This window comes from Lacrimispora sp. YZC11 (genome assembly GCF_057543815.1).
The window spans coordinates 520,492-535,155 of the sequence record NZ_BAAJYQ010000006.1; the positions used below are offsets into that span (position 1 = coordinate 520,492).

At 47.2% G+C, this 14,664-nt stretch carries 10 protein-coding genes; 5 read left to right on the forward strand and 5 right to left on the reverse strand.

Going from position 1 to position 14,664, the window contains the following annotated elements; all coding sequences use genetic code 11:
* The first annotated feature begins 49 nt into the window (after nt 1–49).
* Nucleotides 50–1,420 carry a citrate transporter gene (locus tag AC27IJ_RS08690; RefSeq protein WP_312442321.1) on the forward strand — a complete coding sequence of 457 codons (1,371 nt, stop codon included), beginning with the start codon at nt 50–52 and terminating at the stop codon, nt 1,418–1,420.
* Nucleotides 1,421–1,447: 27 nt separating this feature from the next.
* Nucleotides 1,448–3,298, forward strand: coding sequence for an asparagine synthase (glutamine-hydrolyzing) (gene asnB, locus AC27IJ_RS08695; RefSeq protein ID WP_312442318.1), 1,851 nt, complete (start codon nt 1,448–1,450; stop codon nt 3,296–3,298).
* A gap of 55 nt (nt 3,299–3,353) precedes the next feature.
* Here the strand turns inward: asnB and AC27IJ_RS08700 are convergent, their stop codons facing one another.
* Complete coding sequence (locus tag AC27IJ_RS08700; protein WP_312442316.1) at nt 3,354–4,643, reverse strand: FAD-dependent oxidoreductase; 1,290 nt, start codon at nt 4,641–4,643, stop codon at nt 3,354–3,356.
* Nucleotides 4,644–4,961: 318 nt separating this feature from the next.
* On the opposite strand from AC27IJ_RS08700, the gene AC27IJ_RS08705 reads away from it, so the two are divergent.
* Nucleotides 4,962–5,756: a MerR family transcriptional regulator gene (locus tag AC27IJ_RS08705; RefSeq protein WP_312442314.1), complete on the forward strand. Its 795-nt coding sequence runs from the start codon at nt 4,962–4,964 to the stop codon at nt 5,754–5,756.
* 21 nt (nt 5,757–5,777) lie between these two features.
* Here the strand turns inward: AC27IJ_RS08705 and AC27IJ_RS08710 are convergent, their stop codons facing one another.
* Together AC27IJ_RS08710 and AC27IJ_RS08715 are read right to left on the reverse strand one after the other, a co-directional pair.
* The gene (locus tag AC27IJ_RS08710; protein ID WP_312501034.1) at nt 5,778–7,688 is read right to left on the reverse strand and encodes an APC family permease; all 1,911 of its coding nucleotides are present in this window, start codon (nt 7,686–7,688) and stop codon (nt 5,778–5,780) included.
* Nucleotides 7,689–7,964: 276 nt separating this feature from the next.
* Nucleotides 7,965–11,714, reverse strand: coding sequence for a phosphoribosylformylglycinamidine synthase (locus tag AC27IJ_RS08715; protein ID WP_487148426.1), 3,750 nt, complete (start codon nt 11,712–11,714; stop codon nt 7,965–7,967).
* A 310-nt stretch (nt 11,715–12,024) separates the two neighbouring features.
* On the opposite strand from AC27IJ_RS08715, the gene AC27IJ_RS08720 reads away from it, so the two are divergent.
* A complete protein-coding gene (locus tag AC27IJ_RS08720) occupies nt 12,025–12,342 on the forward strand; it encodes a hypothetical protein (protein WP_312442309.1) in 318 nt (105 codons plus the stop codon).
* A gap of 53 nt (nt 12,343–12,395) precedes the next feature.
* On the opposite strand, the gene AC27IJ_RS08725 is transcribed toward AC27IJ_RS08720, so the two are convergent.
* Together AC27IJ_RS08725 and AC27IJ_RS08730 are read right to left on the reverse strand one after the other, a co-directional pair.
* Entirely contained in the window at nt 12,396–13,007 is a 612-nt protein-coding gene (locus AC27IJ_RS08725; protein WP_312442307.1) for a histidine phosphatase family protein, read from the reverse strand.
* A gap of 18 nt (nt 13,008–13,025) precedes the next feature.
* The gene (locus AC27IJ_RS08730) at nt 13,026–13,634 is read right to left on the reverse strand and encodes a sigma-70 domain-containing protein (protein WP_312442306.1); all 609 of its coding nucleotides are present in this window, start codon (nt 13,632–13,634) and stop codon (nt 13,026–13,028) included.
* Between the two features lie 140 nt (nt 13,635–13,774).
* On the opposite strand from AC27IJ_RS08730, the gene AC27IJ_RS08735 reads away from it, so the two are divergent.
* On the forward strand, nt 13,775–14,650 hold the full coding sequence (locus tag AC27IJ_RS08735; protein WP_312442305.1) for a LysR family transcriptional regulator: 876 nt from the start codon (nt 13,775–13,777) through the stop codon (nt 14,648–14,650).
* Nucleotides 14,651–14,664: the final 14 nt, after the last annotated feature.

Consider the following 14,664-nt stretch of genomic DNA (forward strand, 5'->3'; position numbering starts at 1 on the left):
TCTCTTTTATCATAGTATAGAATATATTCTTTTCACAGGAGTGGTTCCTATGTATGATCCTTATCTGGTGCTCACACCTCTGCACTATATTTATCTCATTGGCGTCATTGTAATCCTGACTGTCATGGTTCTCCGGAAGGATACGCCCCTGGTCTGTATCCTTTTTCTCTTCCTCCTTGGCCTTGTAGGCCTTAAGTCTCTGACCGGAGGCATCATGACCGTATTCAACGCCATCTTATATGCTTCCAGGGAGTTTATGGATATCATCGCCACCATTGCCCTTGTCACAGCCTTGTCTAAATGCTTAAAAGACTTGGGTAGCGACTATCTGATGATGATTCCCATGTCAAAGGTCATGAAATCACCATCCCTCACCTGGTGGATCCTGGGGGGGACCATGCTGGTATTTTCCCTTTTTCTCTGGCCTTCCCCATCCGTGGCTTTGGTGGGGGCGATCATGCTGCCCTTTGCAGTCAAAGCCGGTCTGGATCCTCTGGCGGCCGCCATGGCCATGAACTTATTCGGCCATGGAATTGCATTAAGTTACGATTTTGTCATCCAGGGCGCTCCGGCCATTTCCGCAGGCGCAGCCTCCATCTCAGCCTCTGACATCCTGACCAAGGGGCGGCCTTTGTTTTTCGTAATGGGCATTGTTACAGTAGTTTCTGCATATCTGTTAAACAGGAACGAAATCGCAGCCTGCTGTCAGGAAGTCCATATCCAGAATACGGCCGAACACCATGATACCGGTATTGCCACGGTTGTAATGGCGATCCTGACCCCTCTTCTTTTCCTGGCCGACATCCTTCTTATGCTGGCTTTTGACCTAAAGGGAGGAGATGCCACCAGTATGGTTTCCGGAACAGCCGTCCTGATCATGTGCATTGGGGCAGTTTTAGGTTTTGGCAAACAATCTCTGGAAAAGGTGACGTCTTACGTTACGGAAGGCTTTCTCTTTGCCATACGGATCTTTGCTCCCGTCATCATCATCGGGGCCTTTTTCTTTTTAGGAGGAGAAGGGATCTCTTCCATCTTGGGAGATCAGTTCCAGAGAGGCATTATGAATGACTGGGCCATCTGGCTGGCTCACAACGTTCCTCTCAATAAATATATGGCAGCCTTTTTCCAGCTGGTGATCGGAGGCTTAACTGGCCTGGATGGCTCAGGTTTTTCCGGGCTTCCTCTTACCGGCTCCCTGGCCCACACCTTTGGTACGGCTGTTGGGGCCTCGGTTCCTATTCTGGCTACCCTGGGACAGATTGCCGCAATTTTCGTCGGCGGAGGTACCATCGTCCCCTGGGGGCTCATACCCGTTGCAGCCATCTGCAGCGTAAATCCCCTGGAGCTTGCCAGAAAAAATATTCCTCCGGTCATGATCGGTTTTCTTGCTACTTTTATCACTGCCTGTTTCCTTTTATAGATGATCCAGCTTTAAGGAGGGATTTCCATGTGCGGAATTGCTGGTTTTTACAATCCTGATTACGATTACCAGAAAGATAAAACCTTTTATGAGAGCATTTTAAGACAGATGTCAGAAACCCAGAAGCACCGGGGGCCTGACGATTCAGGAATCTGGTTATTTAAGCAGGGAGGCATGTCTCACGCCCGTTTATCCATTATCGACTTGACCACCGGCCGCCAGCCGATAACAAAAACTGAGGCAGGCAAAACCTTTGGAATTGTGTACAACGGAGAAATTTACAACACAAAGGAGCTCCGACGGGACTTGGAGGAGCGTGGCCATTCTTTTTCCACCACCTCTGATACGGAAGTGATTTTAACCGGATATATGGAATACGGTCCTGATTTTATGAAACAGCTAAACGGTATTTTCGCCATTGCCATCATGGACTCATTCCGGGAGCGGTTATGCCTTTGCCGGGACCGCTCCGGCATAAAGCCTCTCTTTTATACCATACGGGATGGCGAAATCATCTTTGCTTCAGAGCTAAAAGGAATTTTTGCATATCCCGGAATCCGTCCTGTTTTAGACCGAAAAGGCTTGAACGAGGTTTTCTCTCTGGGACCGGCCCACACCTGCGGCTGCGGGGTCTTTAAGGGGATCAATGAAATACTCCCGGGCCACATGCTTCTCTGTTCTAAGGACGGCTTCCATCTGAAATGCTACTGGAAGCTGGAAAGCAGGCCCCACGAGGACAGCTATGAGGAAACCATTGAAAAGACCTCATTCCTGGTTCAGGATTCCATCCGCCGGCAGATGGTTTCCGACGTACCCATCTGCACCTTTTTGTCAGGAGGGGTGGATTCCAGCCTGGTCTCGGCTGTCTGTGCTGCAGAGTTAAAAAAACAGGGCAAACAGCTTACTACTTTTTCCTTTGATTTTGTTAACAATGATAAATTCTTTAAAGCCAGCACCTTCCAGCCCTCACAGGACCGCCCCTTTGTAGACCAGATGGTGACATTTTTAGACTCCGACCACCATTACCTGGAATGCGACAACGTGACCCAGGCGGACCGGCTTTTTGACTCCGTTCTTGCCCACGACTTACCGGCCATGGGTGACATTGACTCCTCCCTGCTCCACTTCTGTTCTATGGTCAAAAAGTTTAATAAGGTTGCTCTGACTGGGGAGTGTGCAGATGAAATATTCGGAGGATACCCCTGGTTTCATAAGGAAGAATGCTTTAAAGCCCAGGCCTTCCCCTGGACCATGGACTTAGGGCCCCGAAAGGCCGTCCTAAAGGATGAATTTCTGGATTATCTTAAAATGGATGAGTATGTTATGGAAGCCTACGAAAAATCTGTGGCGGAAACTCCCGTCCTTTCCGGGGATAATCCAAAAGAAGCTAGAAGAAGAGAGATTTCCTATCTGAATCTCCGCTGGTTTATGCAGACCTTATTAAACCGGATGGACCGTGACAGCATGTATTCCGGCCTTGAAGCCAGGGTACCTTTTGCAGACCACCGGATCATCGAATACGTGTGGAATGTTCCCTGGGATATGAAAACAAGGGATGGGATCGTTAAAAATCTCCTCCGCCAGGCTGGTAGGGGGCTTCTGCCTGATGAGATCCTGTTCCGCAGAAAATCTCCGTATCCCAAGACCTATGATACCAATTATGAGGCCCTTTTGGTCAAACGGGTAGAGGAAATGATAGGCGGCGGTTCTGCTCCTGTCATGGAGTTTTTAGATGGGAAGAAGCTGGAAAAACTCCTGACCAGTCCTTCTGATTACGGAAAGCCCTGGTACGGTCAGCTCATGGCTGGTCCCCAGATGCTTGCTTATATCCTTCAGATCAACTACTGGCTGGAAAAATACCACATCTCAGTGGAATAAAAACGAAGAGGTGCAAAAGTCTTACAAAAGACCTTTACACCTCTTTATTGATCCTTTATTCAATCTCTTCCAGAATTCTTCCCATATCCGACGTATCGCCAATGAGTATGGCGCCTGTCAGCTTGCCTTCTTCATAATAATACGCTTTGTAAATCTTCTTCTCTCCATCCTCTTCCCGGCGTACTTCATAGGTTCTTCCAGGGTCCTTTCCCGGGTCACCCACTGCAAATAAGGAAGTATCCATGCCATTAAATGTGAGAGCTGCTGTCACGGTTTTATAGGAAATCCTCTCTCCGGCGGCATTGGCTCCTGCTGCCTTGCCCATCTCCACGGCCTGAGGCCAGATGGCATAATTGATCCCTTCATATTCCGCACAGTCCCCGCATGCATAAATGCCGGGCACAGTGGTTTCCATGTGCTCATTAACGATTACCGCACGCCCGGATCTAGCCCCGGCATCTTCTGCCAGGGATACATTGGCCCGGACTCCTGCGGATATGACCACCAGATCTGCAGGCAGGACCGTACCATCCTCCAAGCGGACACCGGTCACCTTCTCTTCCCCTTCTATCTCCCGGGTAACTGCCTGGAATTTCACATCAATCCCCTTTTCCAGAATGATGGATTTTAAAAACTCACCGGCTTCCTGATCAAGCTGGCGCTTCATAAGCTGGTCGCCCTGCTCCAATACCGTCACAAAAAGTCCTGATCTTTTTAATTCCCAGGCTGCCTCCAGTCCCAGCACTCCGCCGCCAATGACCACGGCCCGCTTTGATTCTGAAAGGAGGGAATTGAGCTTCTCAATGTCAGAAAGCCGGCGTATGGCGACCACTTCATTTTTTTCACTTCCAGGTATAGGAGGAATGAAGCATTCCGATCCCAATGCATAGATGCATTTGTCGTATTTAAGCCGGATCCCATCATCAAAGGTGACTTCCTTTTCCCTGATATCAATCTTCTCCGCCCGTTTTCCCGTAAGGTTTAAGATACGTTTCTCTTCGTACCATGCCGGGTCATGAAGAAGCAATTCTTCCCTTTCATCCTTTCCCATCACGGATTTTGTCAGCATGGGCCTTGAGTAAGGCAGGCAGTCCTCTTTCGTCACCATGACAATGGAGCAGGTGGAATTTCTTTCCCGGACCGCCTCTGCCGCACTGACACCTGCCGCGCCATTACCAAGTATGAGGTATAACTCCTCTGTATTTTTATGGAAATTCCTTTCTTCCTCCTCATAAGGGACAAAATTTTCCGGCCCCACACCGCATACCGGACAAACCTCATTTCCCTCCTCAAATACGGCACCGCATACCAGGCATTTGACCATATTCTTCTTACTTTCTCCCATGTAAAAATACCCCCTTCTCACGTCTCTTATGTAAGTACAAGCTTTCTTTCTGATACTATCATAACATAGTTTTTTACGATTTCAAGCTTCTTTCCGTTAATAATTCGTAAGCATAGAAAGAAAACCGTAAAGCCGAAGAACCATCTTTTTATGGTAAACTATACACGTAAGCAATGAGCAGTGCGAAATAGGACAGGGGAAGATTTTCTGATGAGCAAGCACAACGAAAATCTTGTTGGCCTGTTTCATAGGGCGAATGCCCGTGAGTGAATCCAAAGGATTCACTGGCTGCACTGCGGACTAATAAGAGGAATCATAATGAAAAAATACAGCATTGGAGAAGTTTCCAACCGGTTAGGCTTAAGCCGGGACACCCTTCGTTTTTATGAAAAAAAGGGGATCATACAGCCGGAAAAGCAAAAAAACGGTTACCGAACCTATACATATGAAGATATCAAAAAGATTTCAAGCATCATGTTTTACCGTAGACTGAACTTCAGCATCGAGGATATCGGCCGTATCCTGTATAAAAGCTCCTTTCCTTCCTACTGTTCCATGATTCAGGAAAAAATCACAGAGGAAAAACAGCAGGTGGAAAAGCACCGGCAATCCCTCATCCATCTGACCCATTTGCACAAACACTACCAAAACGTGGAAAAATACTTAAACCGTTATGACTTACGTACCATGCCTCCCCATTACCAGATGCCGGACAACCATTTCATCAACCAGGCAGACATCTCTGATTTATGTTATATCTGCCAGGAATACCAGATAAAAGAGAATCATGCGAAACAGATAAACGAATTCTTCATGATCGCAGAATATACTGCATCCATCATGAAAATAAAACAGGCATTAAACGATTATCCCTTACTAAAGCAGGAACGCTGTGTCTATACCGTGGTCGCCTCAGGCAGTCCTGTTTTAGAAACACAGGCCATTTTAGACGCAGCAGACTGGGCAAGGCAAAATGGCTATTCTCCTACCGGAGTTGCCTACAGCGGGCATTTACTAAGCTGTGCCTTTAAGGATACAGCAAAGGAAGACCAGGAAAAGAAAGCAGATACACCCATTAATTACATCGAAGTATATCTGCCGATTCAGGCATAGAAGACTTTACTTGCCTGTCATTTATGCTTTGTCTTTATCCGTATTTTCGTCTTTCTGCTTTGGAGCAGGCTTAAACGCTGTACTGTAAATATATGGAACCAGAACCATAGAAACATTTCTGTGCTTTCTCAGCCTCTGCATAATAAAATAAGTGGTCTGGTTATGAAGAATATTGGCAAACCAGCTCTCTTCCATAAAGCGGGACATAACGACAGTGATCATATCTCCCGGAGGCAAGTCGGCTTCCTTTTTGCTGATATACTCTTCAACAGGCTCAATAAGTTCCCGGTAAGGCGACATGATGACCTCAAGGGGTATATCGATGCCTGTTTCCTTCCATTTTTTCTGAAGCTGTTGACTTTGTTTCTCATCTGTAGCTATGTTCAGAGCAACCACATTGGAAGTGATTAAATTTGCATAATTCAGTGCTTTCAGCACGGACCGGTTAATTCCTCCAGTCAGTACAATGCAAAGATTGGTGTCATGACTGGTGCTTTTGTGATAATGGGACATAAAGTCGTTGACCGCCAACTGCTGGCTGACAAACTGATAGTGCGTTTCAATACGGTGCATGATATAAACAAGAACCGGTATGAGAATGGCCAGTGCCCAGGCGCCTTGTGAAAATTTAGTCGCAAATACAATGATCGTTCCCGTTCCCGTCATAAGTGCACCAAGGCCGTTGATACACATTTTATACCAATAACCTTTTCCTTTCACCCGGATCCATCTGGCCAACATTCCGTACTGGGACAAGGTAAATGACAAGAAAACTCCGATGGCATAAAAAGGAATCAGATAATGGGTTTCTGCCTTAAATACAATCAGCAGAAATGCTACTGCAAAAAAGATGAACATAATTCCATTGGAAAAGCTGAGCCTTGTCCCACGGTGCATGAACTGACGGGGCACAAGTCCATCAGCCGCCAGAATCGCCAGCAGCGTAGGCAGACCGTTATATGCAGTATTAGCAGCCAACAACAAAATAAGAGAGGTTGCAAACTGTAGAATATAAAACATTGGCCCTGGCCCGAACACTGCCATGCCAAGCTGGGAGATCACAGTTTTTCCCTCTAAAGGGATGATATCTAAAGAAGTAACCAGCAGCACCGCACCTCCGAGAATGGTGATAATGATCCCTACCAGAATAAAAAGTACACGTTTGGCGTTCCGCTGTGACGGCTCACGAAAGCTTGGAACCGCATTGCTCACTGCTTCCACTCCCGTGAGGGCCGAACATCCGGAAGAAAAGGCCCGGAGGAGAAGAAACAGGGAAATAGTTCCGGCTCCGCCTGCAACAGGCTGCATATTTTCAGAATAATGGACCGGTGGTAAATTCCCCGTTATAAGCTTTAAAAAACCGGTTACAATAAGTATCAGCATGATAATGATAAATACATAAGTAGGAGCTCCGAAAAGCTTGGAAGACTCTTTCATTCCCCTTAAATTAAGGAGTGTAATTACGCATAGAAAAAGCAGGGCAAACAACAGGCGGTAATCAGCAAACTCCGGAAAAGCGGAAATAAGGGCTGCCGTTGCCGCAGAAAGGCTGACTGCTACCGTCATCACGTAATCAATGATCAGGGCAGATGCAGCTACCATTGATGAGCCTCTTCCAATATTTTCAGAAGATACGATATAGGCGCCTCCGCCGTTAGGGTAGTTTGCAATAATCTGCGAATAGGAAAAAGCCAAAACTAAAAAAAGCAGTATGATCGGCAAAGTGATATACCCAAGGTAATGAACCGCCGACAGTCCCAGGACAGGAGCCAGAACTAGCAGCATTTCTTCAATTGCGTACGCCACTGAAGATACCGCATCACTTGCCATAATGGGTACTCCCCAAAGGATCCCCATCTTTTCTCCTTCCAGATCATTGTTTTTCAATGTATTTCCCAAAAATATATTTTTTATCTTTCTTTTTGAGTGCATATCCTAATTTCCTCTCTGTTACATTATCTTTCCATAAATTTAGTATTGCCAGATATCTGAATAATAAATAAAAATATTCCTGATGAATCATAGGCTTAAATTTATGGATTGTCAAGAGCAGATACCTCCTTCCAGCCGTTAAAAAGTGTTACAATTTTAAGTCGTATAAAACAAAAAACGTTTCTTCCTGGGATGCTGTCCGCAGAAGAAACGTTTTTTATTTTATAATGTTCCGGGTTACACAAATTATTACTGCAAGCAATGAGCGTACTCTGCTCACCGGAAATATTTCACGCCGGATTCAAAAATCTTCATATCCTGTTCTCCGTAAATGTTCATGGCTACCGATTCGCCGCGGCGCTCAGAATGAGCCATCTTGCCCAGAATCCGCCCGTCAGGGCTTGTAATGCCCTCGATTGCCATGTAGGAGCCATTGGGATTCCAGCACTCATCCATCGTAGGACAGCCCTTGTCATCCACATACTGGGTAGCCACCTGACCGTTATCAAACAGCCTCTTTATCCATTTCTCTTCTGCGACAAATCGACCTTCACCGTGGGAAGCCGGATTGCAATAAACGCCGCCTAATTCAGTCCCTGAAAGCCACGGCGACTTATTGGTCACCACCTTTGTATAAACCATCTTGGAAATATGGCGGCCAATGGTATTCATCGCCAGCGTGGGGGAATCCTGCCGTTGCTCTGTGATCACGCCTTCCGGCACAAGCCCCAGCTTGATGAGAGCCTGAAATCCATTGCAGATCCCCAGCATCAGTCCATCCCTTTCATTTAACAGCTTCCCAATTTCCTCTTTGATCACCTGGTTCCGGAATAAGTTGGCAAAGAACTTGGCAGAACCATCCGGTTCATCACCGGCGGAAAATCCTCCGGGAAACATGACGATCTGGGCTTTGGATATTTCCCTGCGGTATACTTCCACGGATTCTCTGATATCCTGGGCCGATAAATTCCGGAATACCTTTGTCACCACATTGGCGCCAGCCCTATCAAAGGCCCTTTCGCTGTCATATTCACAATTTGTACCAGGAAACACCGGTATGAATACATTTGGCTTTGTCACCTTGTTCCTGCAAACGTAAATATCCTTTGTCTCATAAAGCTTCTCCGAAACAGAAGCCTTCTCTGTTCCTGATTCCACGGGGAACACATCTTCCAGTGGCTTTGACCACGCTTTTAAGGCCTCATCAATGGCAATGGCTGTACTGCTGTATTCAAACACGCCCGTATCCGTGACTTCACCGATGACGGTATAGGAAACCGCCAGTTCCCCAAGCTTTCCTTCCGGAACTTCACATACCACATCTCCCCAGCCGGCCTTAAAGAAATCTCCCGGGTCTACATTGTGCCCGATCCTTATGCCCATCCGGTTTCCAAAAGCCATCTTGCTGACCGCCTCACAGATCCCATGGCCCTCTATGGCATAGGCGGATATAATGCGGCCTGCGCAGATATCCTCAAACAGCGCTTCATACCCCTTCATAACCTGGCTGTATACCGGAAGATCATAGGAATCCCTTTCAATCCGGAATACTGCAATCCTGCTTCCCGCCTTTTTAAATTCCGGTGTAATGACATGCTTCCGGTCTGCAACATCCACGGCAAAGGAAACAAGCGTCGGCGGTACATCAATGTCACGAAAGGTGCCTGACATGCTGTCCTTTCCTCCGATGGAAGGAAGGCCAAATCCAATCTGGGCGCTGTATGCCCCAAGGAGGGCGGAAAATGGCTGGCTCCAGCGAGCCGGATCCTCTGTCATCCTGCGGAAATACTCCTGGAAGGTAAAACGGATCCTTCTGTAATCACCGCCTGATGCCACAATTTTGGCAACAGAGGACAATACTGCATATACTGCGCCGTGATATGGGCTCCAGCTTGATAAATAAGGATCAAAGCCGCAGCTCATCATGGTTACGGTATCGGTCTTTCCATGAAGCACCGGAAGCTTTGCCACCATGGTCTGAGTCTCTGTCAGCTGATATCTGCCTCCATAGGGCATGAACACGCTTCCAGCCCCTATGGAACTGTCAAACATTTCCACAAGCCCTTTCTGGGAGCAGACATTTAAATCAGAAAGCAGCTTCAGCCAGGCCTCCCTGGTATCAGAAATCTCCGGTCTCATAAACGCGCGTGTTTCTCTGTCAGGAACTTCCACAACAACTGAGGCCTCCTGATGAGCCCCATTGGTATCAAGGAATGCCCGGCTGATGTCCACAATGGTCTTTCCTCTCCAATTCATCACAAGCCTTGGTTCTTTCGTAACTACTGCTACTGCCACTGCCTCCAGGTTTTCTTCTGCTGCATAGGCCAGGAACCGGTCCGCATCTGAAGGATCAACCACAACCGCCATGCGTTCCTGGGATTCGGAGATGGCAATTTCCGTGCCGTCCAGTCCCGCGTACTTCTTGGGCACCTTGTCCAGATCGATCCGCAAGCCGTCTGCCAGCTCTCCTATGGCAACCGACACGCCTCCTGCGCCAAAGTCATTGCATTTCTTAATGAGCCTGCTCACTTCTTCCCTTCGGAACAGACGCTGTATCTTTCGTTCTGTGGGTGCATTCCCCTTCTGGACCTCTGCACCGCATGTCTCAATGGAAGCTTCCGTGTGGACCTTGGAGGAGCCGGTGGCTCCGCCGCAGCCGTCCCGTCCGGTACGGCCCCCAAGGAGAATGACCATGTCCCCAGGATCCGAAGTCATCCGGATGACATTCTTTCTTGGGGCAGCTCCTATGACAGCGCCTATTTCCATTCTCTTTGCCACATAATCCGGGTGATAAATCTCCTTCACATACCCAGTTGCCAGACCGATCTGGTTACCGTAGGAGCTGTAGCCGTTTGCAGCGCCTGTTACGATCTTTCTCTGGGGAAGTTTTCCCTTTAATGTTTCGCTTAATGGTCTTGTAGGGTCAGCCGATCCGGTTACCCGCATAGCCTGATATACGTAGGTACGACCGGAAAGGGGGTCACGGATCGCTCCTCCAAGGCAGGTGGCCGCACCGCCAAAAGGCTCGATTTCCGTTGGATGATTGTGGGTTTCATTTTTGAAATTCACCAGCCACTCTTCTTCCTCACCGTCAATCAGGACCGGGACAACAATGCTGCAGGCATTGATCTCATCGGATACCTCCAGATCCTCCACCTTTCCCTCCATGCGAAGCTTCTTCATCGCCAGGAGGGCCAGCTCCATAAGGCATACAAACTTGCCGCTCTTTTCCTTTAAGACCACCTCCCGGTCTGCCAGGTACTGCCTGTAAGTATCCTCAATGGGCTTGCGGTAATCTCCTTCTAAAAACGTTACATCCCTTAATTCCGTCTGAAACGTGGTATGGCGGCAGTGATCCGACCAATAGGTATCCAGAACCCTTATCTCTGTCATGGACGGGTCTCTCTGCTCTGCCTCTTTAAAGTAATTCCGGATATGGAGAAAATCCTTAAAGGTCATTGCCAGATTTAAGGACTCGTACAATTCCTTTAATTCATCTTCTGCAATGTCCGTAAAACCATGAAAAACGATGACATCTTCAGGAGTCTCAAACATTGCAGAAAGAGTTGCCGGCTTTCTTTCATCTGCTTCCCTGGAATCCACCGGGTTTATGCAATAGGATTTGATGTCGGCAATCTGGGTTTCTGTAAGAGCGCCGGAAATCACATAGGTGGCTGCGGACCTGATCACAGGCTCTTCATCCTCTTTTAAAAGCTTCACACACTGCTCCGCGGAGTCAGCCCGCTGGTCAAACTGGCCCGGCAGGTATTCAACAGTAAAAACCACATCCCCGTCCTTCTTCGGAAAAGCCTCTTCATAAACCTCATCCACAGGAGGCTCTGAGAAAACAGCGGTAAGAGCCGGCCCATAGACTTCATCGGACAGAGCCTCCATATCATAGCGGATCAGCACCCTCACACCGGTCACCGCATTGATACCAAGATATCCTGCGATTTCCTCTCTTAATTCATTTGCCTTTACAGCATAGGCCGGTTTTTTCTCAACATACACTCTTCTTACACTCATGATTTCCTCCTTGCAAAAACTCCCCATGGTTTATCCGGACAGGAACTTCCCTGTTAATCTCGTATATCCATCATACCACAGAATACATAAATTAGAGAAATTAATATATCTTATGTTATTAATCAGTATAGTTAATATTATTGATTCCATCTGCTGTCAGAAATCATCAGCCTGCCTTATGTATCACCTGGTCCTTCTTACTTTCGACGCATTTCGACAAATTTCGTCATTTTTTATAAAAATACTTGAAAATTTGAAAAATTTGAACTATAGTAATAAAAGATTTTTTTATAAAGGAGTGCTAGATTTTATGGATCTTCATCAGCAATTAAAGGACTTATCCCAAAAATATTCATTTGAAAACGTCCGATTAAAGAAAGAGGAACTAAGTCCCTATCTGGAGGTATGCCTGCAGCTTCAAGAGGAACACATTGAAAAGTTCATTGAAAAAGCCGGGCAGATTAACTCTATTGTGGAATCCTGCGCCAATATGGTCAGTATCTTTGACGATTCCGCTTCAAAAGAAGTACTTATGCAGACTTCCCTGCGCTGCGCTGGGAGGGATACGCTGTATATCAGCACCACCCCTTCCATGGTGAAAATCCTTATAGAAACACTATTTGATTAAGTACCGGTTCAAGAGAAGCAAGGAAGCCTTTTGGCTGCCTTGCTTCTCTTTCTTTATTCCTCCATATGGGAGGTATCATTCATTTCAAAAAGCATGAAATCTTCCGTCAGCGGACTGTAATTGACCGTTGTAATGCTTGCATTTTCTACAATAATGCTTTCTACCTCCGGATGATTGCGCATCATATAGGAGACAATATAGGCGATGGTGGCGCCGTGGGATACGATGGCAACGTCCTCTCTGCCGCCGGTGATTCTTAATATTTCCCCAACCGCCAGGACACAGCGGCTTATCACCTGATCCTGGGTTTCCCCGCCTGGAGGGGATGCCTCATCAGGGCTTAAGGTCCACAGCTTATATTCTTTTGGATACGCTTCCATGATCTCATCCCATGTCATGCCTTCCCATTTGCCGAATTCTACTTCAATAAGCTGGGGCATAGAGTAAATTTCCACCTTTTGCCTGCTGCTGATCCTTTCGGCTGTTTCCATAGCACGGGTTAAGGTGCTGGAAAAAATCCTGGTAACCGGGCGGGAATCCATGCCCTTTGCCAGCAGTTCTGCCTGACTGCGGCCCGTTTCATTAAGGGGAATATCGTGACTCCCCTGGATCCTGCCCTGGATGTTCCAGTCCGTCTGTCCATGGCGTATCAGATATATTTTCATCTCATCTCTCCCAGTCTCTTATTCTTCGTAATCGTAATCTTCAGCCGCTTCATCCTCAGTAATTTCAATGCCCTCCACTCCTGCCAGGGCTTCTAAGTCCATGGTTTCGGCATTCATGCTCATGGCATCCATTGCTATTTTCATGATCCCCTTTATTTCATCCACGGTCATCTTCATCTTGTCTGCAAGTTCTTCTACCGTAGCCTCTCGTCCCAGTTCTTTGGCAAGAAGCTGGGATATCTGCTGGAGCACATTCACCCGGGCAGCCAGCTCTTCTTCTGTCTGCTTTGCAAACTGCTGCTCCTCCACAGCTGCATCAAGGGCTTTTCTGATCCTCTGGCCTACATAGCTGTCAAACTCCGGTCTGTCTTCCGACTGGACATACTCTTCCACAGCCACCATGAGAGCCATATTGGCTTCCTGTACCAGATCCGTCATAAGCACGCCCCTGCCGTCATATTCCCTGGAATATTCCAGGGCAGCCCGTAAGTTTCCTTCCACAAGCCTTTTTTTCGCTTCCTTCCTGCCCTCTGCCGCTTCCTTTAAAAGCCTTTCCTGTTCTTCCCTGGTACAGGGAGGGATATGTCCCATCTCTTCCAGATACATCTGGTAAAAATCATCATGCATGCTCTTATACTCTCCTTCTCTTTTTCATATCCTGGCTCCTGTGCCCGTACTATACCGCGCCTCAGGAAATTTGTCAAACGCCTTTACAAACCAATCAGATCCGTGATAGAATATCCATATGTTTATAAGGAGGACTAATAATGGATATTAATTATGAACTTTATAAAGTCTTTTACCACGTTGCCACCACTTTAAGCTTCTCGGAGGCATCCAAACAGCTTTTCATCTCCCAGTCGGCAGTCAGCCAGTCCATCAAGGTGCTGGAGAAGAAACTGAACCAGACCCTTTTTGTCCGGAGCACGAAAAAGGTCCAGCTTACTCCGGAAGGAGACATCCTCCTAAAGCACATAGAACCAGCTATTAATCTGATCCAAAAGGGAGAAAACCAGCTGTTGGAGGCCAATACCTTAAACGGCGGACAGCTGCGGATCGGCGCCAGCGACACCATCTGCCGCTACTACCTGGTTCCATATTTAAATAAGTTTCATAAAACCTACCCCAATGTACACATTAAGGTCACCAACCAGACTTCCATAGAATGCGCTCATCTTCTGGAAAGCGGGCAGGTGGATTTTATCATTACCAATTATCCCAACTCAGGGCTTTTAAGCTCTCAGAATATCCGGGTCATCAACGAATTTGCCGATGTATTCGTTGCCAATCAGGAATATTTCCCGTTAAAAGGACAGACCGTAAGCCTTGGGACTCTCCAGACCCATCCCATTCTGATGCTGGAAAGAAAGAGTACCACCAGTGAATTCCTTCATCACATGTTCCAAAAGGAACAGCTTGATCTGGTTCCTGAAATCGAACTGAGCAGCAACGACCTTCTGATCGACTTAGCCCGCATCGGCCTGGGGATCGCATTTGTTCCTGATTTCTGCATTCCTGAAAATGACAGGGACTTATTCCAGGTAAAGCTTTCGGAAAAGCTTCCTACCCGCCAGATGGTCGTGGCTTATAATGAAAACATACCCGTTTCCCAGGCTTCCAAACAATTCATGGACATGCTCTGACCGGTATGACAGAC

What these genes read in the sequence shown, in the direction of transcription:
- AC27IJ_RS08690 (WP_312442321.1), top strand. Translation starts at nt 50, where the DNA reads ATGTATGATCCTTATCTGGTGCTCACACCTCTGCACTATATTTATCTC.
- AC27IJ_RS08715 (WP_487148426.1), bottom strand. Translation starts at nt 11,714, where the DNA reads ATGAGTGTAAGAAGAGTGTATGTTGAGAAAAAACCGGCCTATGCTGTA.
- AC27IJ_RS08705 (WP_312442314.1), top strand. Translation starts at nt 4,962, where the DNA reads ATGAAAAAATACAGCATTGGAGAAGTTTCCAACCGGTTAGGCTTAAGC.
- AC27IJ_RS08730 (WP_312442306.1), bottom strand. Translation starts at nt 13,634, where the DNA reads ATGCATGATGATTTTTACCAGATGTATCTGGAAGAGATGGGACATATC.
- asnB (WP_312442318.1), top strand. Translation starts at nt 1,448, where the DNA reads ATGTGCGGAATTGCTGGTTTTTACAATCCTGATTACGATTACCAGAAA.
- AC27IJ_RS08700 (WP_312442316.1), bottom strand. Translation starts at nt 4,643, where the DNA reads ATGGGAGAAAGTAAGAAGAATATGGTCAAATGCCTGGTATGCGGTGCC.
- AC27IJ_RS08735 (WP_312442305.1), top strand. Translation starts at nt 13,775, where the DNA reads ATGGATATTAATTATGAACTTTATAAAGTCTTTTACCACGTTGCCACC.
- AC27IJ_RS08720 (WP_312442309.1), top strand. Translation starts at nt 12,025, where the DNA reads ATGGATCTTCATCAGCAATTAAAGGACTTATCCCAAAAATATTCATTT.
- AC27IJ_RS08725 (WP_312442307.1), bottom strand. Translation starts at nt 13,007, where the DNA reads ATGAAAATATATCTGATACGCCATGGACAGACGGACTGGAACATCCAG.
- AC27IJ_RS08710 (WP_312501034.1), bottom strand. Translation starts at nt 7,688, where the DNA reads ATGCACTCAAAAAGAAAGATAAAAAATATATTTTTGGGAAATACATTG.